This is a genomic window from Stappia sp. G46H5W (assembly GCF_058448995.1).
The window spans coordinates 40,703-58,991 of record NZ_JBZFLL010000002.1 but is presented as its reverse complement, the minus strand read 5'-3'; the positions used below and the strand labels follow the sequence as shown (position 1 = coordinate 58,991).

The 18,289-nt window shown below is 69.4% G+C and carries 16 protein-coding genes; 8 read left to right on the top strand and 8 right to left on the bottom strand.

Going from position 1 to position 18,289, the window contains the following annotated elements; all coding sequences use genetic code 11:
- Nucleotides 1–3 precede the first annotated feature (3 nt).
- Together ACVJ6E_RS05910 and ACVJ6E_RS05905 are read left to right on the top strand one after the other, a co-directional pair.
- The gene (locus ACVJ6E_RS05910) at nt 4–618 is read left to right on the top strand and encodes a cysteine hydrolase family protein (RefSeq protein ID WP_120267455.1); all 615 of its coding nucleotides are present in this window, start codon (nt 4–6) and stop codon (nt 616–618) included.
- Between the two features lies 1 nt (nt 619).
- Nucleotides 620–2,059, top strand: coding sequence for an FAD-dependent oxidoreductase (locus tag ACVJ6E_RS05905; protein WP_120267454.1), 1,440 nt, complete (start codon nt 620–622; stop codon nt 2,057–2,059).
- Here the strand turns inward: ACVJ6E_RS05905 and ACVJ6E_RS05900 are convergent.
- From ACVJ6E_RS05900 to ACVJ6E_RS05880, 5 genes are all read right to left on the bottom strand, one after another.
- Complete coding sequence (locus ACVJ6E_RS05900; protein ID WP_120267453.1) at nt 2,049–3,149, bottom strand: NAD(P)/FAD-dependent oxidoreductase; 1,101 nt, start codon at nt 3,147–3,149, stop codon at nt 2,049–2,051. The genes ACVJ6E_RS05905 and ACVJ6E_RS05900 overlap by 11 nt on opposite strands.
- 84 nt (nt 3,150–3,233) lie before the next feature.
- Nucleotides 3,234–4,127: a LysR family transcriptional regulator gene (locus ACVJ6E_RS05895; protein ID WP_120267452.1), complete on the bottom strand. Its 894-nt coding sequence runs from the start codon at nt 4,125–4,127 to the stop codon at nt 3,234–3,236.
- Nucleotides 4,128–4,146: 19 nt separating this feature from the next.
- Nucleotides 4,147–5,163: a YeiH family protein gene (locus ACVJ6E_RS05890; RefSeq protein ID WP_120268313.1), complete on the bottom strand. Its 1,017-nt coding sequence runs from the start codon at nt 5,161–5,163 to the stop codon at nt 4,147–4,149.
- Nucleotides 5,164–5,814: 651 nt separating this feature from the next.
- Nucleotides 5,815–6,801, bottom strand: a complete 987-nt coding sequence (lhpI, locus tag ACVJ6E_RS05885; RefSeq protein ID WP_120267451.1) for a bifunctional Delta(1)-pyrroline-2-carboxylate/Delta(1)-piperideine-2-carboxylate reductase — start codon at nt 6,799–6,801, stop codon at nt 5,815–5,817.
- Between the two features lie 224 nt (nt 6,802–7,025).
- Nucleotides 7,026–7,613, bottom strand: coding sequence for a single-stranded DNA-binding protein (locus tag ACVJ6E_RS05880; protein ID WP_120267450.1), 588 nt, complete (start codon nt 7,611–7,613; stop codon nt 7,026–7,028).
- A 757-nt stretch (nt 7,614–8,370) separates the two neighbouring features.
- Between ACVJ6E_RS05880 and uvrA the strand changes: the two genes are divergently transcribed.
- On the top strand, nt 8,371–11,331 hold the full coding sequence (uvrA, locus tag ACVJ6E_RS05875) for an excinuclease ABC subunit UvrA (protein WP_120267449.1): 2,961 nt from the start codon (nt 8,371–8,373) through the stop codon (nt 11,329–11,331).
- 1,114 nt (nt 11,332–12,445) lie between these two features.
- On the opposite strand, the gene ACVJ6E_RS05870 is transcribed toward uvrA, so the two are convergent.
- Nucleotides 12,446–12,763, bottom strand: coding sequence for a hypothetical protein (locus tag ACVJ6E_RS05870; RefSeq protein ID WP_120267448.1), 318 nt, complete (start codon nt 12,761–12,763; stop codon nt 12,446–12,448).
- 161 nt (nt 12,764–12,924) lie between these two features.
- On the opposite strand from ACVJ6E_RS05870, the gene ACVJ6E_RS05865 reads away from it, so the two are divergent.
- Entirely contained in the window at nt 12,925–13,680 is a 756-nt protein-coding gene (locus ACVJ6E_RS05865; protein WP_120267447.1) for a hypothetical protein, read from the top strand.
- Here the strand turns inward: ACVJ6E_RS05865 and ACVJ6E_RS05860 are convergent.
- Nucleotides 13,677–14,387: a DNA helicase gene (locus ACVJ6E_RS05860; RefSeq protein ID WP_120267446.1), complete on the bottom strand. Its 711-nt coding sequence runs from the start codon at nt 14,385–14,387 to the stop codon at nt 13,677–13,679. The genes ACVJ6E_RS05865 and ACVJ6E_RS05860 overlap by 4 nt on opposite strands.
- Before the next feature lie 374 nt (nt 14,388–14,761).
- Here ACVJ6E_RS05860 and ACVJ6E_RS05855 point away from each other — a divergent pair, with 374 nt between their 5' ends.
- The 3 genes from ACVJ6E_RS05855 (at nt 14,762) to ACVJ6E_RS05845 (ending at nt 16,876) form a co-directional block, all read left to right on the top strand.
- Nucleotides 14,762–15,400: an ATP-dependent Clp protease proteolytic subunit gene (locus ACVJ6E_RS05855; protein WP_491676411.1), complete on the top strand. Its 639-nt coding sequence runs from the start codon at nt 14,762–14,764 to the stop codon at nt 15,398–15,400.
- A gap of 161 nt (nt 15,401–15,561) precedes the next feature.
- Nucleotides 15,562–16,392: an aldo/keto reductase gene (locus tag ACVJ6E_RS05850; RefSeq protein WP_120267445.1), complete on the top strand. Its 831-nt coding sequence runs from the start codon at nt 15,562–15,564 to the stop codon at nt 16,390–16,392.
- 136 nt (nt 16,393–16,528) lie between these two features.
- Complete coding sequence (locus ACVJ6E_RS05845; protein WP_208996617.1) at nt 16,529–16,876, top strand: hypothetical protein; 348 nt, start codon at nt 16,529–16,531, stop codon at nt 16,874–16,876.
- Here ACVJ6E_RS05845 and ACVJ6E_RS05840 read toward each other — a convergent pair whose 3' ends face one another.
- On the bottom strand, nt 16,877–17,554 hold the full coding sequence (locus ACVJ6E_RS05840) for a helix-turn-helix transcriptional regulator (protein WP_120267444.1): 678 nt from the start codon (nt 17,552–17,554) through the stop codon (nt 16,877–16,879).
- A gap of 89 nt (nt 17,555–17,643) precedes the next feature.
- Between ACVJ6E_RS05840 and ACVJ6E_RS05835 the strand changes: the two genes are divergently transcribed.
- Nucleotides 17,644–18,240: a hypothetical protein gene (locus ACVJ6E_RS05835; RefSeq protein ID WP_120267443.1), complete on the top strand. Its 597-nt coding sequence runs from the start codon at nt 17,644–17,646 to the stop codon at nt 18,238–18,240.
- Nucleotides 18,241–18,289: the final 49 nt, after the last annotated feature.

Here is an 18,289-nt window from a genome sequence, read left to right as displayed (position 1 = left end):
GCCATGCACGACGCCCCTCTCGACATCGCCCGCACGGGCCTGCTGATCGTCGATCTGCAGAACGACTTCCTGCACGCGGACGGCGCCTATGCGCGCGGCGGCCAGACCAGCGCGGACATCGCCGCGCTCCCCGAGCGCGTCCTGCCGCTGGCAGACAGCCTGCGGCGCAAGGGCGGCTGGGTGATCTCCACCCAGTTCACCCTGGTGCCGGGCAAGGGCGGTGAGCCCTTCATCTCGCCGCATCTGAAGGCGCTGCGCCCCTTCCTGCGCAAGGGGGATTTCTGTCCCGGCGCCTGGGGACATCAGCTCATCGACGAGCTGCAGCCGGCCGATCTCACCGTGGAAAAGGTCGCCTATTCGGCCTTCTACATGACGCGGATGGAGTGGGTGCTGCGCAAGGCTGGCATCGACACGCTGATGGTCTGCGGCATCGTCACCAATGGCGGCGTCGCCTCGACCGTCCGCGATGCGCATGTGCGCGATTTCCGTACGATGGTGCTGAGCGACGGCTGCGCCGCCTTCTCGCCCGAGACACACCAGCGGGCCATCGGCGATCTCGGCACGGTCGCCCGGGCACTGACCTGCGCCGAGGCGCTGGCGCTGGTCGAGGCCGCGTGAGATGAGCGGCGCCCCCCCGGCAACAGCCCCCGCGATCTCGCGGGAGATCCCGGCCGCGCCCGACATCGAGACCGACGTGCTGGTGATCGGCGCAGGCGCCTGCGGCCTCACCGCGGCGCTGGCCGCACACGATGCCGGCGCCGAGGTGGTGGTGGTCGAGCGCGACGCCTCGCCCTCCGGCTCCACCTCCATGTCCTCCGGCTTCATCCCGGCGCCGGCGACGGCCGCGCAGCGCGCGGCGGGAATATCCGACGACGACGCCGGGCGCTTTGCCGCCGACATCCAGGCCAAGGCCAAGGGGACAGCCAACGAGGCGCTGGTTGCCCTTGCCGCCCGCGAGATCGGCCCGGCGCTCGACTGGCTCGCCGACGCGCACGGCCTGGAATGGCAGGTGCTGACCGACTTCCTCTATCCCGGCCACAGCCGCCACCGCATGCATGCGGTTCCCGAGCGCACCGGCGAGGCGCTGCTCGCCCGCCTGATCGCCGCCGTTGAGGCGGCCGGCATTCCGCTGGTCACCGAGGCGCATGCGCAGGTGCTGCATCTGGACGAGGCCGGCACTGCGCGCGCGGTGACATTGGCCCGACCGGGCGGCGCGCGCGAGACCATCGCCTGCAAGGCGCTGGTGCTGGCCTGCAACGGCTATGGCGGCAACCCGGAGCTGGTCGCACGGTTTATCCCCGGCATGGCCGGCGCGCTCTATTATGGCCACGCGGGCAATACGGGCGATGCCGTGCTGTGGGGCGAGGCGATGGGCGCGGCGCGCTGGCAGTTGAGCGGCTGCCAGGGCCATGGCTCGCTCGCCCATCCGCATGGGGTGTTGATCTCCTGGGCGCTGATGATGGAAGGCGCGATCCAGGTCAACGCGGACGGCCGGCGCTTTTCCAACGAGCATGGCGGCTATTCCGAGCAGGCCGTCAACGTGCTGGCCCAGCCGGGCGGCACCGCCTGGAACATCCTCGACGCGCGGCTTCATGCCTTCGCGCAGGGCTTTCCGGACTATCGCGATGCGATGGCGGCCGGCGCGATCCGCGAAGCAGGCGACATCGCCGCGCTTGCCGCTGCCACCGGCCTTCCCGAAACCGCGCTGCGAGAGACGCTGGAGACGGCGGCGGAGTTTGCAGCGGGCCGCCAGGCCGACCCGTTCGGCCGCGATTTCACCGGCCGGCCATCGCTGCAGGCGCCGTTCTACGCGGTCAAGGTGACCGGCGCGCTGTTCCACACCCAGGGCGGGCTCGGCATCGACGAAAGCGCGAGGGTGCTGGCTGAGGACGGCTCCAGCTTCCCCAATCTCTTTGCCGCCGGCGGGGCCGCCTGCGGCGTGTCGGGACCCGATATTTCCGGGTATCTGTCCGGCAATGGGCTGCTGACCGCCATCGCCTTCGGCCGTGTTGCCGGCCGCTCGGCGGCTAGCCTCAGGAGCTCCAGCCTCAGGAGCTGAAGCGGCCGGGATCGAGCGCGGCAACGACCGCCGGGGCAAGCGCGGGCGCGCGGCCAAGGATGAGGTCCGCCGCCAGCCGCGACAGGGCCGGCGAGGTCTGGATGCCGTAGCCGCCCTGCCCCGCGAGCCAGAGGAAGCCATCCGCCCGATCCGAAAAGCCGGCGACCGGTGTGCGGTCGGGCGCGAAGGATCTGAGGCCCGCCCAGCTGCGCTCAACGCGCGTCACCGAGACAGTCGTCGCCTTCTCGAAGCGGTCGAGCCCTTCGGCCAGAACCATGTCGTCCGGCCAGGCATCCTGCGGCTCCAGCGGATCCTCGTCGGCCGGCGAGACCAGCAGCTTGCCGGCCTCCGGCTTGGCGTACCAGCGTTCGGAAGCGCTGACCACCGCCGGCCAGGAGGAGACATTCATGCCTTCCGGGGCAGGCAGGATCGCCGCCGAACGCCGGTAGGGCTGGATGCCGAGCGGCGACAGGCCGGCAAGGCCGGCGATGGTGTCCGCCCAGGCGCCGGCGGCATTCACCAGCACCGGCGCCTCATAGGTTTCACTGCCCGCCTCGACCTGCCAGACATCGCCCTTGCGGGAAATCGCCGAGACGCGCGCGGAAGTCTCCAGCCGGCTGCCGGCATGACGGGCGGCGCGCAGATAGGCCTGCAGCAGCCGGTCGACGTCGATATCGGCCGCGCCCGCCTCATGGGCGGCGGCCACATGGTCATCCGAGAGGATCGGGAAGAGCCGACGCGCTTCGGCGACGGGGATCTCCTCCAGCCCGTCTGCGCCCTGCAGATAGGCCGAAAACCGCTCCATCTCGTCCGCCTTGGCGACGACCAGCTCGCCGCGCGGGCTGAGGAACCCGGTCTCGGCAAAGCGGCCGCCGCCGGCCAGAACCTCGACCGAGGCGCCGTTCAGCGCCCGCAAGGTGGCATTGCCGTAGTTGCGGATGAAGATCGCCGCCGAGCGGCCCGTGGCATGGCGGCCGGGCGCGTCTTCCATCTCCAGCACCACGGTGGAGCGCTCCGCGCCCAGATGCGCGGCAAGGCCGATGCCGGCAATGCCGCCGCCGATGATCAGGCAATCGCAGGTGATGGGCATGGCGCAGCTCCTTGGGCAAGATTCGGCCATGATACTGGCACGCATGAACAATTCCGGGAAAGGGGCGCCGGGAAAGGCTTGCCCTCACGTCGCGTCGGCAGGCACTTCCAGCGCTTGAAGGAAGGCGCGCGCGGCCGGGGAGAGGTGCCGGGCGCGGTGGCGCAGCACGAAGAAGGGGCGCGGCGGCAGGCTGAGCTCCAACGCCGACAGCTGCCCCGAGCGCACCGCCCCTTCCGCCACCAGCGAGGACAGGACGGCCGCGCCCGCCCCTGCCTCGACGGCGCCGCGCAGCGCCTCGTTGGAGGGCAGCTCCATCGAGATCCGCAGATCGGCGGGCGCAAGGCCGAAGCTTTTCGCCAGCCGCTCCAGCATCAGGCCTGTGCCGGAACCGGCCTCGCGGGCAACGAAGGTCAGCGCCGTCAAGGCATCGGCATTGACGATCCCGCGCCGGGCGACGGGATGGTCGCGCGGCAGCACCAGGACCATGCGGTCGTGGCCCACCTCCACCGGCGAAAGATCGGGATCGGCCACCGGGCCCTCGACCATGCCGAGATCGGCCTCGCCCTCGCGGGTCCAGGCGGCGACCTGCTCGCTGTTGCCGATGGACAGCGACACGCCGAGACGGGGATGCGCCTCGCGAAACGCCTTGAGCCGGGCCGGCAGCCAGTAGTTTCCGACCGTTTGGCTGGCGGCGATGCGCACGTTGCCGCGCCGCAGGCCGGCAAGCTCCGCCAGCACCTCGCCGGCGGCCTCGGCCCGGGCGAGGACGGCGCGCGCCTCGCCCAGGAACACCCGTCCGGCCTCGGTCAGGCGGATGCTGCGGCCGACCCGGTCGAACAGGCGCACATCGTGGCGCGCCTCCAGCGCGGCGATGGCCGCGCTGATCGTCGACTGGGTGAGATTGAGAGCTTCGGCCGCGCGGGTGACATGCTCGCGCTCGGCGACCGCCACGAAAATCCGCAACTGTTCCAGCGTCATCGCACCCTGCCCGAAATGGTCACATCCAGACGGTCACCATTAGCAGGGAGATCGCGGCGATGAACAGGGCGGCAATGGCGGCAAGCAGCAAGGGGCGGATGCCGCGCGCGCGGATTTCGCCGAGATCCGTGGAGAGGCCGAGACCGGCAAGCGCCATGGTCATCAGGAACGTCGTCGCCTCGCCCGCCCCGGTGCGGACCGGATCTGGCAGTTCCACGCTGCTGGCAACCAGCACCATGGCCAGGAACCCGAAGACGAACCACGGCACGGGAAGGCGGGCGGCAACGCCCTCGCCCGTGATGTCGTTGGTCCGGCCGCGCCGGCACCAGGCGGCGAGAACCAGCACCATGGGCGCCAGCAGCAGGACGCGCGACAGCTTGGCGACCATCGCCGCCTCGCCCGCTTCCGCCGAGTGCCGGAAGCCGGCGCCCGCCACCTGCGCCACCTCATGCACCGAGGCGCCGACGAAGAGGCCGTAGCCGGCCGCATCCAGTCCGGCGAGCGGCGGCACCAGGGGCATCAGGACCATGGCGAGCGTGCCGAAGAGGGTGACGCAGGCGACCGCATAGGCCGTGTCGCCCGCCCCGGCCCCGGTCGCCGAGCGGGTGGCGGCAACGGCCGAGGCACCGCAGATCGAGGTGCCGGCGGCGATCAGACGGGCAAGGTCCGGCGCAACGCCGAGCAGCCGGCCGGCCCACAGGGTGAGAGCGAAGGTGGCGACGAGCGCAGTCGTGGTGACAGCCAGCCCGCCGAGCCCGAGCGACAGGAGGTCGGCCAGCGTCAGCTGCAGGCCGAGCAGCACCACGGCGGCCCGCAGCAGCGTCACGGCGGACAGGCGCACGCCCGGCATGACGCCCTCGGACAGCGGCATCGCCGCGCGGATAACCAGCCCGAGCGCCATCGCCAGCGCCATCGGCCCGAGCAGGTCGAGACCGGGGACAAGCCGCAGGGCCTTGCCGGCAAGCGCGAGGACGACGCAAAGCAGGACGCCGGGCAAAACGAGACCGAAATTTGCGACGGACTTTGCAAATTTCATCTCAATATTCGAGATTCCGGCGAAACTCATGCCTTGCCTCCTGCAATTCTCACGCAAGATGGCAGCGAAACTTCATTCGTACAAACTGATTGTTTTCGTGATTATAATCGATAGAATCGATTGATTATCGCGGACGACAAAACAGAGGCCGCTTCAGCCCCCTGCGCGCCGGCGACACCCGGGACTTATCCCCGTCAGCGTGCCGGCCGCGGCCGGGGAAAAGCCGTGCATCCCCGCTGCTGCTCTGGAAACCAATAGCCCCCGGCGCGCGCTTCGCTTGGCCGGGGTGACGGCCGAGGGGATGCGAGGTCGTGCGACACCCACGGGCCGCCCGCCCGGCCGCGCTTCAGCACAGAGCCGGGACCCAGAGACAACCTCAGCAGGTGCGAGGCGGAAGGCGCTCATCCCACTCTCGCTTGTCATACCTGCGAAGGCAGGTATCCAGTATCCGCCGGGGCGGATGGCGCGCGAAGCTAGCCGCCACCGGCGGTCCGGCGGTAGTGCCGAAGCCCAACGCGAACCGTTCGGGGTTACTGGATCCCGGTCTTCGGCTTCGCCGAAACCGGGATGACATCCTGCGGCGAGAGGGAGCGTGGAAGGGACTGCGCGCCTTAGCCGCTGCTCTGGCAACCAACAGGCCCCGCCGCGCCGTCACATCACCGGCAGGATGCGCGGCGAGGTGGACTGGCCGGTCTTGGCCGAGGCGGTCTCGAAGGCGAGGATCGCGCCGGCGAGATCTTCCAGCGCCGCGCCGACCGACTTGAACAGGGTGATGTCGTCGGACTGGCGCAGCACCGCATGGGTGCCGCGGGCAAGGTCGAACAGGTCGGCCTCGATGCCGTCCTCCTCGAGCGCACCGGAGGCCAGCGCCCGAACGATGTCGCCGCCTTCCTTCATCGCGCCCTCGCGGGTATCGACGAAGACTCGGGCCCGCGAAACGGCCTCGTCGTCGCTCTCGCGCATGGTCGGCTTGAACGCGCCGACCAGATCGAGATGGCTGCCCGGCTTCAGCCAGGCGCCCTGCACCAACGGCGTTTCAGACAAGGTGGCGCAGCTGACGATGTCGGCATCGCGCACCGCGGCTTCCAGATCGCTCGCCGGCTGGGCGAGAATGTCGAGTTCCTCGGCGATCTCGTCGGCCACCGCTTGCGCCTTCTCCGGATCGCGGCCCCAGACCGAGACCCGCGACAACGGCCGTACCGAGGCATGGGCGGCCGCAAGATTGCGCGACAGGCGGCCGGTGCCGACCACGAGCAGATGGCGGGCATCCTCGCGCGCCAGATAGTCCGCCGCCAGAGCGGAGGCCGCCGCCGTGCGCCGGGCGGTGAGCTCGCCGCCGTCGATCATCGCCAGCATCTCGCCGGTGCGGGCATCGTTGAGCAGGTAGCTGGCCATCACAGCCGGCAGGCCGCGCGCGCCGTTGCCCGGCACCACGGTCGCAAGCTTGGTGCCGAGATAGCGCCCCGGAACCCAGGCCGGCATCAGGAGCAGCGTGCCGTCCGCCTCGCCCGGCACCTCGAAATCGTGATGGTGGCGCACCGGGCTCTCGCAGCCGTCGCGGAACATCGTCCGCAGCGCCTCGATCAGAGGCCGCCATTCGAGCGCGTTGCGGGTGGCATCCGGGTCGAGTTGCAGCATGGGAGCCTCCGTGAAAGACCGGAAAAGATGCTGGCAGATGAGAGCATCCGCCGGGTGGGACGGCGAGTTTGCGTCTCAAACCCGGCAGCGCCAAGGCAGGATCGCCGCAGCGAGCCACCGGAGGGAAGGAGCGCGTGCCGGCCGGTTGGAAAAAGATGCCGCCCCGCGAAGAACCGGGACGGCATGTGTCGCAAAAGACCGCAAAGGGCCGGATCAAAGCCCGATCAGAACGGGATCTCGTCGTCCATGTCCGGGCCGCCGCCGAAGCCGCCGCCCGAACCGCCGGACCCGCCGGAGCCACCGCCCGAGCCGCCGCCGTAACCGCCGCCACCGGAGCCGCCGCCATAGCCGCCGCCGCCCGAACCGCCGCCGTAGCCGCCACCGCCGGAGCCGCCCTCATAGCCGCCGCCACCGCCGCCTTCGACAAAGCGGCCGCCGCCACCGCCGCCGCCGCCCTCGCCGCGACCGTCAAGCATGGTCAGCGTCGAGTTGAAGCCCTGCAGCACGACTTCCGTGGAATAGCGCTCCTGGCCGGACTGGTCCTGCCACTTGCGGGTCTGCAGCTGGCCCTCGATGTAGACCTTGGAGCCCTTGCGCAGATAGTTCTCGGCGACCTTGGCCAGCCCCTCGTTGAAGATCACCACGCGGTGCCACTCGGTGCGCTCCTTGCGCTCGCCCGAGCTGCGGTCCCGCCAGGTCTCCGAGGTGGCGATGCGCAAGTTGACCACCGGGCGCCCGTCCTGCATCCGGCGGACCTCCGGGTCGGCTCCCAGATTGCCCACCAGGATCACCTTGTTGACGCTTCCCGACATTGTCGTCTCCTTGCCTGCCGGTCGTTGCCGGCCTGTCCATGAGCCGGCCGGTGCCCGGCCAGGCTCGTCGATGTGAGGCGATCCGCCGACAGCAGCGGCGGGATCCCTTCGTTGCATGAGGCCGGCCGGCGGCACGCATGCGCGCGCCCCGGGGCCCGTGATCATCCCGAGGACCTTAGCCCCGGGCAGGAGGCCGGCGAAAGGCCCGCGACCTTCGAACTGCGCTTTTGGGCGCGGAGCTCCCGTTTTTCCACAATCGCTTTGCCGGCGGGACGGGACGCGCGGGCACGGAGAGGCGAACACCCCTTGCCCGGCGGGCGCACCCGCACCACATGCCGACGATCTTGCGGAACAATATATGTTCCTGATATGTTCACGCAATCGGATTCGCGAACGCCTGCGTAGACTCTCCCCGAAGGTCATGGCGGACTGCGGTACGGATGGCGGTTCGGCCGGCCGAGCGATCATCGGGCCGGTCGGCCGGCGGCCTGATGCTGCGTGCGCGGATGGGACGTTCGGGAATCCGCCGAGCGGAATCGACGGATGCCGGCGCATGTCGTAGAAGAGCGCTGCCGCCGCCCGCCCCGCACCAAACGCCCGGCAGTGCCGGGTACGCTTCTGCCCCGGACCGCCGGGGCGCCTGTCATTCCCGGCCCGGCCGGGCCGTTTCACTTAAGCTGCCGCCGGCCCTCGCCCTCCCGCGTGACGCCCGGCAGCCCTCCAGATGCCGCAAGGCCGTCATCCAGGGACCGCACGCATGTCCAAGTCGCGTTCGACCTCCACGCCGCCCGCTTCCGCCGCCGACCGGCGCGTGATCAGCGTTCGCGGCGCGCGCGAGCACAATCTGAAGAATGTCGATCTCGACCTGCCGCGCGACGCGCTGATCGTGATGACCGGCCTGTCCGGCTCCGGCAAGTCGTCGCTCGCCTTCGACACGATCTATGCCGAGGGCCAGCGCCGCTATGTCGAGAGCCTGTCGGCCTATGCCCGCCAGTTCCTGGAGATGATGCAGAAGCCGGACGTCGACCAGATCGACGGCCTGTCACCGGCCATTTCCATCGAGCAGAAGACCACCTCGCGCAACCCGCGCTCCACCGTCGGCACGGTGACGGAGATCTACGACTACCTGCGCCTTCTGTTCGCGCGCATCGGCGTGCCCTACTCGCCGGCGACCGGCCTGCCGATCGAGAGCCAGACGGTCAGCCAGATGGTCGACCGGGTGCTGGCGCTGGAGGAAGGCACGCGGCTCTACCTGCTGGCCCCGATCGTGCGCGGGCGCAAGGGCGAGTACCGCAAGGAACTCGCCGAGCTGATGAAGAAGGGCTTCCAGCGCGTCAAGATCGACGGCACGTTCCACGAGATCGCCGAGGCGCCCGCCCTCGACAAGAAGCTGAAGCACGACATCGACGTGGTCGTCGACCGCATCGTCGTGCGCCCGGACATGGGCGGCCGGCTGGCGGATTCGCTGGAGACCGCCCTGTCGCTGGCCGACGGCATCGCCATCGCCGAATTCGCCGACAAGGCGCTGCCCGCGCCCGCCGACGGCGCGGTGCTGCAGAACCGCAACGAGACCCATGAGCGCGTGGTGTTCTCGGAAAAGTTCGCCTGCCCGGTCTCCGGCTTCACGATCTCCGAGATCGAGCCGCGGCTGTTTTCGTTCAACAACCCGTTCGGCGCCTGCCCGACCTGCGACGGCCTGGGCACCACGCTCGCCTTCGAGCCGGAGCTGGTGGTCCCCGACCATACGCTCACCCTGCGCGAAGGCGCGGTGCTGCCCTGGGCCAAGACCGGCTCGACCTCGCCCTATTACGCCCAGACGCTGGACGCGATCTGCCGCCATTTCGGCGCCTCGATGGCGACCCCCTGGGCGGACCTGCCGGAGGCGGTGCGCGAGACGATCCTCAACGGCTCGGGCAAGGAGAAGATCGAGTTCGTCTATGACGACGGCGTGCGCAGCTACCGCACCGCCAAGACCTTCGAGGGCGTCATCGGCAATATCGAGCGGCGCTGGCGCGAGACCGACAGCGAGTGGGTGCGCGAGGAACTGTCGCGCTACCAGTCCGACCGCCCCTGCCCGGCATGCAACGGCTACCGGCTGAAGCCCGAGGCGCTGTCGGTGAAGATCGCCACCCGCCATATCGGCGAGATCTCGCAGCTGTCGATCCGCGACGCCGCCGCCTGGTTCGCCGAGTTGCCGGGGGAGCTGACCGACAAGCAGTCGGAGATCGCCCTGCGCATCCTCAAGGAGATCCGCGAGCGGCTGAAATTCCTCAACGATGTCGGCCTCGACTACCTGGCCCTGTCGCGCAACTCCGGCACCCTGTCCGGCGGCGAGAGCCAGCGCATCCGGCTCGCCTCGCAGATCGGCTCTGGGCTCACGGGCGTGCTCTACGTGCTCGACGAGCCGTCCATCGGCCTGCACCAGCGCGACAACGCCCGCCTGCTCGACACGCTGAAGCACCTGCGCGACCTCGGCAACACGGTGATCGTGGTCGAGCATGACGAGGACGCGGTGCTGACCGCCGACTATGTGGTGGATATCGGCCCGGGCGCCGGCATCCATGGCGGCGAGGTGGTGGCCCAGGGAACGCCGGCGGAGATCCTCGCCAATCCGAAGTCGCTGACCGGCCAGTACCTGTCCGGCGCCATGGCGATCCCGATGCCGAGCGAGCGGCGCAAGCCGAAGAAGCACCGCCGCATCCATGTGGCCGGTGCGCGCGGCAACAACCTGAAGAACGTCTCGGCGGACATTCCGCTCGGCACCTTCACCTGCATCACGGGCGTCTCCGGCGGCGGCAAGTCGACCTTCCTGATCGACACGCTGTACAAGGCGGCGGCGCGGCGGCTGAACGGCGCGCGCGAGACCCCGGCCCCGCACGACCATATCGACGGGCTGGAGCAGCTCGACAAGGTGATCGACATCGACCAGTCGCCCATCGGCCGCACGCCGCGCTCGAACCCGGCGACCTATACCGGCGCCTTCACGCCGATCCGCGAATGGTTCGCCGGCCTCCCCGAGGCCAAGACACGCGGCTACCAGCCGGGGCGCTTTTCCTTCAACGTCAAGGGCGGGCGCTGCGAGGCGTGCCAGGGCGACGGCGTCATCAAGATCGAGATGCACTTCCTGCCCGACGTCTACGTGACCTGCGATGTCTGCAAGGGCAAGCGCTACAACCGCGAGACGCTGGAGGTCGAGTTCAAGGGCAAGTCCATCGCCGACGTGCTCGACATGACGGTGGAGGAAGGCGCCCGCTTCTTCTCCGCCGTGCCGGCGGTGCGCGACAAGCTGGAGACGCTGGCCCGCGTCGGCCTCGGCTACATCAAGGTCGGCCAGCAGGCCACGACCCTGTCGGGCGGCGAGGCACAGCGCGTCAAGCTGGCCAAGGAACTGTCGAAGCGGGCGACCGGCCGCACGCTCTACATCCTCGACGAACCGACGACCGGCCTGCATTTCCATGACGTCGCCAAGCTGCTGGAAGTGCTGCACGAACTGGTCGAGCAGGGCAACACGGTGCTGGTGATCGAGCACAATCTGGAGGTCATCAAGACCGCCGACTGGGTGATCGATCTCGGTCCCGAAGGCGGCGACGGCGGCGGCACCATCGTCGCGGCCGGCACGCCGGAGGACATCGTCGAGGCGGAGGCGAGCCATACCGGCCGCTTCCTGCGCGAGGTGCTGGAGCGTCGCCCGGCCCGCGGCATGAACGCGGCGGAGTAGGCGCGCCTCCCTGGTGGGGCGGGAACGGCAGGCGTGCGGCCGGCATGCGCTTGCCGGTCGTGAGGCAACCACGGCCCGGGTGTGCCGCCCGCGGCTGATATCTGGACGCCGGATCGCGCCCGGATCGGGCGATTGCGTTGTCGCGGTCAGGCATGACCGGCGCGGGGAAGCGACCGGCTCTGGCGCTGCTCCCCCCTGTCGGCTGCGCCGACATCTCCCCCTCATCGTTCCTTCTTGTGGGAAGAGAGGAGCCAGCTGCTCGACCAGCGCATCATCGCGACCGCTCTGGCAGCCAATAGGCCCCGGATCTCGCGATGCTCGTCCGGGGTGACGGCAGAGGGGATGTGAGGACGTTTCCTCCTCTCCGAGGTCATCCCGGCCGCAGGCGAAGCCGGAGAGCCGGGATCCATTGGCACCCTCAGCCGGCGTAAGCCGGGAGGTGCGGCGCCTCTCCCAGCTGCCGTCTTGCTGGCTCCGTCCCAGCCTTCGTCCTCCCGGGCAAGGCGAAGCCGCGACCCGGGACCGGAGAGGCACGGAGCCTGCGACCCTTGCCGAGCCCAGCCACCGACGCCCTCGGCTCGCCGATCCCGGCTCGGCGCTGCGCACCGTCCGGGAAGACGCGGGGAAAGGACAGCGCTCGGGATGGCGCGCGAAACGGGGATGCGGCCCGGCCTCCGCCTCCCCGCCGCCGCTCTGGCAGCCAATAGGCCCCGGATCTCGCGATGCTCGTCCGGGGTGACGGCAGAGAGGATACGAGGCCGCGCAACCTTCTCAGCAGGTCATCCCGGCCGCAGGCGAAGCCGGAGAGCCGGGACCCATTGGCACCCTCGGCAGGTGCGAGACGGAAAGGCCTCTCGTCGCATCAATCCGGCCAAGCGTGAACTGCGACCTGGGGCCGGAGAGGTATAAGCAGCCGCGAGGCGGTGCTGGAGCAACTTGGCCGACGGGCCCTCTCCCGCGTCCTCCCGGACGGCGCTTGCCCACCGCCGACGCGACACACCCCGTCGGGCAAGGCGGGAGAGGTACCTTCCTTCCCGCCTTTCCAGAAACTCGCGGTTCAGCCTGCGCCGCTGATCTTGCAGGCGTGGTGACGGCGTCGCGTCATCCGGGCCTGTTATTTATAGCCGTCGCTCTTCAGTTTCTTCTTCCACTTCTCGAAGTTCGCGGCGCCCCCGGCCCCAAGTCGCTTCTGAGGGCCCGACTTGAAGAAGGAGATGCGCTCGGCGATGAAGCAGCCGGCATTCGAGCAATTCAAGGTATAGGACTTCCCATCCTTCTTCAGGACAGCGTTACCTGCCATGGCGGTGGCGGGAAGGACCAAGAGAAAGAACACAAAAAACAACCGTCTCATCGAATTCTCCAATATCTCAAGAATAAAAGGCCCTTGATCAAAAGACGCTTGCTCACGGGTGTCAAGAAAATTGGCGGCCACGTCCTCCCCTCCCCGCCGCCGTGGAGCGCGTTTCGCCGACCGGCGACGATGGGGCGGAGCGGGCGGGCACAAGTCCGAAAGCCCGCCGCCTCTCGCAGGCACCTTGCGTCGGCATCGCCGGCCGGACATACCGGATAGGTTGCCATATCAGGGATTTGCGGATGCTGAGAATTGCAGTTCATACCGTCTGGGTTCTGGTCCTCACGCTGCTGACCCAGATCGGCGGGCTGGCATGGCTGATCGCCCTGCCCTTCCGCAGGCGACTGGCGGTTTTTGCTCTCGCCTATGTCGCGCTGAGCGCAGGAGCGCTGTGGACCGCGCCGCTGCTTGGCCGCGTCCCGCTGAGCTGCCTTGCGAACGGGCCGCTCCAGGTCGGCTCCTGGATCTATTGCGCCCTCAACCGCAACTACGTGACACCGGCCATGCAGACCGTGCTCGTGGACACCGCAGAGGCGGTCGACGACGCGTTTCCGGGCACGCAGACGCTCGTCCTGGATGCGAACTTCCCGTTCCTGAACGGTTTTCCGCTGCTGCCTCACCTGTCGCACGACGACGGCGAAAAGGTCGATCTCGCCTTCTATTACCGCAACGCGTCCGGCTATCTGCCCGGACGGACCCGCTCACCCATTGGCTATTTCGCGTTCGAGGACGGACCGACGCAGTGCCCCGGCGCGATACTGTCGCTGCGTTGGGATCTGGCGGCGCTGCAACCGCTCTGGCCGGATCTTGAACCCGAGCCGGAGCGGCTGCGCTTCGTCGTCGCGCGGCTTGCGGGCGACGAGCGGGTCGGGAAGATCTTTCTCGAACCGCATCTGGTCGAGCGGTTCGCCCTCGCGGATCCCAAGATCCGCTTCCAGGGCTGCCGCGCCGCCCGCCACGACGACCATCTCCACTTCGACCTTCGGGCCCAGCCCTAGTTTCGATCTACAAGCCGCAGCCGGCCTGCTTGCAGGAACACCGCCCGGTCGAACAGGGAAAGGTCGAGCGGATTGGGCAGACGCAGGTCGGCAAGGTCCGGCAAGGGTTTCAGCGCCGGATCAAAGGTGCGGTCGACCTGCGAGACGAAAACGAGCACCGCGCCGGACCGCCGGGCGAAGGCGGAGAGCTCCGCGACCTGCGTGCCGAGATCGGGCGTGTCGCGCCGCTGGTCGAGGATCTGCAGGTAGTCGATCACCGCGAGCGTGCCGGGCGCGCAGCCCTGCAGCCGCTGGGTGATGCGGGCCGAACAGATCTCGTCGGAGCAGTCGAGCGCAAGGAGGTCCTTGAGCGCCCCCCGCGCGCCGAGCCGCTCGAGCCGCGCCTCCACCTCGTGCTCCACATATTCCAGCGTGAAGACAGCGGCGCGGTTGCCGGCTTTCATCGCTGCAAGGGCGAGTTCGAGCGCCAGCAGCGTCTTGCCCTGGCCGGGACGGGCGGCGACGAGGATCATCTCGCCGGGGCGAAGGCGGGGATAGATCAGCGCGGCGGGCGAGCGCTCGGCGGCGCGCTGCGCCAGCAGGCTCCAGCGGGCATGGCCCTCACGGGCGGCGATGCGGTCGAGCGCGGCGGCAAGGGGAATTCCCGCCTCGCGGGACAGAAGGCGCGCCTCGCGCTTGAGGCGGTAAAGGGGTGCGGACAGGTGCATGCCGGATAACTCCGTCTGCGGGCGATGAGCGCAATCCCTCCTCATGCGGCGCCCGAACGGTGGTCCGGTGATGCGAAAGGCCCGGCATGGCACATGCTTTCCCGAAGCGGAGGGGGGAGGCGCGGGCAGCACCCGACTCGCAATCTAGCCCATTCGCCCCCGCCATGGAAATCGCCTCGAGCCGCCGCCGCGACGGCCGGGCGAGCGGCGAGGCACCGGCGCATGGCCCGCGGCCGTGCTTTCCGCTCTCCACACGCCATTCATCAAGATCGACGCGGTGCACGGCAAATTGCGAGAACCCCTTTGCCGCGAGGGCACGCATCGCCTAAGTATGGGAAACGAGACCGGGCCCGGCGGGGCCCGATTCCGTCTTCATGAAGGAGCTGATCTTGCACATGACCATCAAGCCGAACGATGTGCCGAGCCGCCTCGACGACGAGGACGACGACGAGAAGACCAAGACGCCGCCTTCGATCCAGGTCGACAAGCATCTGTTCGACGCCCGCACGGTGCTGATCACCGGCCCGATCAACCAGGAACTGGCGCGCGACGTCTGCGCCCGCCTGCTGGCGATGGCGCAGGTCTCCAACGACCCGATCACCGTGATCGTGTCCTCGCCCGGCGGCCACGTCGAGTCGGGCGACATGATCCACGACACCATCAAGTTCATCAGCCCGGAAGTGCGGATCCTCGGCATGGGCTGGGTGGCGAGCGCCGGCGCGCTGATCTACATCTCGGTGCCCAAGGAGCGCCGTTACTGCACGCCGAACACCCGCTTCCTGCTTCATCAACCGTCCGGCGGCGCCGGCGGCCAGGCTTCCGACATCGAGATCCAGGCGCGCGAGATCCTCAAGATGCGCGACCGCCTGAACAAGCTCTTCGCGGCGGCCACCGGCCAGCCGATGGAGCGGATCGAGAAGGACACGGACCGCGACTACTGGATGGGCCCGGACGAGGCCATGAGCTACGGCCTGGTCGGCAAGGTCGCGGCCTCGGTCAGCGACCTCGACTGACGACCCACCGGCGCCCCCTTGCTAGAGAGGCGGCGCCGGTCCGACATTCCGGCCCGGCCGACGCTCGCCCTTCCATGCAGGAGGGGGCGAACGTCCGCCGGGCCGTTTTCGTTTGCGGGATCCCTCCCCGCCTTTCGCGACTTCCGAACAGGAGCAGTGCCATGAACCACCACCTCACTCTCGGCGGCATCGACATCCCGGTGCTGGGGCTCGGGACCTGGCCGCTGAAGGACGAGCCGTGCCGCGACATCGTCCGCGCCGCGCTGGAAAGCGGCTGGGACCATGTGGACACGGCGGCGATGTATGCCAACGAGAAGGCGGTGGGCGCGGGCCTGCGCGCCTCGGGCCGCGCCCGCGACAGCTACCACGTGACGACCAAGGTCTGGCACGACAACCTGGACCCGGAAAAGCTGATCCGCTCCTGCGAGGACAGCCTCGACCGGCTGGGGCTCGACCATGTCGACCTGTTCCTGATCCACTGGCCCAACCCGCGGGTGCCGCTGAACGAGCAGATCGAGGCGCTGCTGGAGCTGCGCCAGCGCGGCTGGACGCGCGCCGTCGGCGTTTCCAACTTCACCGCCGCCATGGTGCGCGAGGCGCAGGACCTCGCCAAGGGACAGCTGGTCGCCAACCAGGTTGAGTATCATCCGTTCCTGTCGCAGAAGCGGGTGCGCGCGGCGCTGGAGGCCGCCGGCATGGCGCTGATCGCCTATTCGCCCATCGCCAAGGGCCGTGTGTCCGGCAACGAGACGATCCGCGACATCGCCAAGCGCTACGGCAAGAGCGAGGTGCAGGTGACGCTGCGCTGGCTGCTGCAGCAGGAGAACACCATCGCCATCCCCAAGACCGGCACGCCGGCGCGGCTGGCCGAAAACGCCGCCGTCTTCGACTTCGAGCTGGACGAGGCCGAGATGGCGGCGATCTCCGCGCTCGGCAGCGCGGAGGGACGCGGCATCGACCCGGACTGGGCGCCCGACTGGGACAAGGAATAGGCCCTGCCCGCCGCCGCAAGGTCGCGTGCTGCACGCCACCGGCCTGCCATCGCTTTGCCGCGATGGCAGGCAAGACTGACAATGGGAGCGGCCCGGCGTCCGAAAGGCCGGGCGCGACAACAGGGGGAGACCCGGCATGCGCATCGACCGTTTGACGAAAGCAGGAACCGGCCTGGCCGTGGCAGCCCTTTCCGCCCTGATGCTGATGACACTTGCCCCGCAGCCGGCGGCCGCCCAGCGCCCCGACCTGAGGCGCATGAGCTGCAACCAGGCGCAGGACCTCGTCGCCCGGCGCGGCGCGGTGGTGATGACCACCGGCCGGTACACCTACGAGCGCTTCGTCGCCGGCCCGCGCTGGTGCGACCACTGGGAAACCGTGCGCCCGGCGCAGGTGCGCACCCGCGACACGGGCCGCTGCATCGTCGGCTATATCTGCGAGACGCCGCTGTTCTCGCCCTGGGAGCGGCGCGGCGGCTGGCGCTGATCACAGGCTCGCAAGATAGTCCTCGAACCGCCGCCCGCGTTCGCGCGGTGCCCGCTCGCCCGTCTCCTCCACGGCCGTGATCCGGTCGAGGCGGAAATTGCGGAAGTCGCCGCGCTCCTCGCACCAGCCGGTCAGCAGCCAGACCTCGTCGAACACCGTGAGGCCGAGCGGGCGCACCCGCCTGCGGCTCTCCCGACCGCCGAGATCCACATAGGCGAGCTGAAGCATCCGCTGCCGGCGGATGGCACGGCGCAGCCCCGGCAGCCAGCGATTGGCGGTCTCCGTCTGCGGGCGCTCGCGCGTCACCGCGCGCAGCGGCAGGCGCAGGGCCGCCTCCCCGCCCGCATCGCCCGAGGCCGCTCCGATCTTGCCGGAAACCCGCAAGGCAGCCTCGCTCAAAGGCGCATCGCCCCGCGCCCTCACCAGCCGCATGCCGAGCGCAATCGCCTCCATCTCCTCCTCGTCGAAGCTGAGCGGCGGCAGGAAGTAACCGCGCTCCATCTGGTAGCCGATGCCCGCTTCGCCCCGCACCGGCGCCCCCATCGCCTGAAGCGTGGCCATGTCGCGGTAGATCGTGCGCGGCGACACCTCGAGCGCGCGGGCCAGTTCCTCGGCAGACACCGGGCCGCCGGCGCTGCGCAAGCGGTCGAGCAGGGAGAACAGACGAAACACCTTCATGGCGCTATCCGTAGCGCGTGCCCCTGACAGAAGGTGTCAGGAGCCTTGGCGTATCTCCCGCTGCGCATCACGCAGAACAGGAGCATCGCATGCAAGACCATTGCCTCGAAGTCGTCGCCTATCAGGTGGACGATCCGGCCCGCGCCGATGACGAACGCAGGCACGCGCTCGCCAAGGTCCGCTCGTTTCCCGGGTTTCTCGCCTGGACGCAGCTGACGGACACGGGCGATGCGTCCCGGCGCGTCGACCTCGTCGCCTGGAAGACCAGGGACGCGGCGCTGTCGGCCGCGCGCGCGGTCGGCGAGGGAGATGACTTCGCCGGCTTCCGCGCCACGATCAGCGGCGTTGCCAGCATGGGCCACTACGCGTCGAGCCAGCCGGCGCCGGTCGGTCTCCTTGCCGGAGACGGTATCGAGGTCGGCCGCTTCCGCCTGAAACCCGGCGTTGCGGAGGAGAACATGCGCGCGGCCCATGCCCGGATGGTGGAGCACCACCTCTCGCGCCAGCCCGGCTGGCTGGGCCAGCGGCTGGTGCGGCTCGAAAGCGGCATCTTCCTGGATATCGCCGTCGCGGACAGCCGGACACGGGCCATCGCGATCTGCAACGCCTGGCAGGGCAACGCGGAGTGCGAGGCATTTCTCGCCCTGATCGAACCGGAAAGCATGGAGTTCGGCGAACTGGTCTGAACAGACCGGCCTTCGAAGCCCGGCACAGCGGCGCGTTCCTTCGCAGGAA

Bases quoted from the DNA above. Each gene is read 5' to 3' on its own strand.
- ACVJ6E_RS05910 (WP_120267455.1), top strand. From the start codon at position 4: ATGCACGACGCCCCTCTCGACATCGCCCGCACGGGCCTGCTGATCGTC.
- ACVJ6E_RS05905 (WP_120267454.1), top strand. From the start codon at position 620: ATGAGCGGCGCCCCCCCGGCAACAGCCCCCGCGATCTCGCGGGAGATC.
- ACVJ6E_RS05900 (WP_120267453.1), bottom strand. From the start codon at position 3,149: ATGCCCATCACCTGCGATTGCCTGATCATCGGCGGCGGCATTGCCGGC.
- ACVJ6E_RS05895 (WP_120267452.1), bottom strand. From the start codon at position 4,127: ATGACGCTGGAACAGTTGCGGATTTTCGTGGCGGTCGCCGAGCGCGAG.
- ACVJ6E_RS05890 (WP_120268313.1), bottom strand. From the start codon at position 5,163: ATGAAATTTGCAAAGTCCGTCGCAAATTTCGGTCTCGTTTTGCCCGGC.
- lhpI (WP_120267451.1), bottom strand. From the start codon at position 6,801: ATGCTGCAACTCGACCCGGATGCCACCCGCAACGCGCTCGAATGGCGG.
- ACVJ6E_RS05880 (WP_120267450.1), bottom strand. From the start codon at position 7,613: ATGTCGGGAAGCGTCAACAAGGTGATCCTGGTGGGCAATCTGGGAGCC.
- uvrA (WP_120267449.1), top strand. From the start codon at position 8,371: ATGTCCAAGTCGCGTTCGACCTCCACGCCGCCCGCTTCCGCCGCCGAC.
- ACVJ6E_RS05865 (WP_120267447.1), top strand. From the start codon at position 12,925: ATGCTGAGAATTGCAGTTCATACCGTCTGGGTTCTGGTCCTCACGCTG.
- ACVJ6E_RS05860 (WP_120267446.1), bottom strand. From the start codon at position 14,387: ATGCACCTGTCCGCACCCCTTTACCGCCTCAAGCGCGAGGCGCGCCTT.
- ACVJ6E_RS05855 (WP_491676411.1), top strand. From the start codon at position 14,762: ATGAAGGAGCTGATCTTGCACATGACCATCAAGCCGAACGATGTGCCG.
- ACVJ6E_RS05850 (WP_120267445.1), top strand. From the start codon at position 15,562: ATGAACCACCACCTCACTCTCGGCGGCATCGACATCCCGGTGCTGGGG.
- ACVJ6E_RS05845 (WP_208996617.1), top strand. From the start codon at position 16,529: ATGCGCATCGACCGTTTGACGAAAGCAGGAACCGGCCTGGCCGTGGCA.
- ACVJ6E_RS05840 (WP_120267444.1), bottom strand. From the start codon at position 17,554: ATGAAGGTGTTTCGTCTGTTCTCCCTGCTCGACCGCTTGCGCAGCGCC.
- ACVJ6E_RS05835 (WP_120267443.1), top strand. From the start codon at position 17,644: ATGCAAGACCATTGCCTCGAAGTCGTCGCCTATCAGGTGGACGATCCG.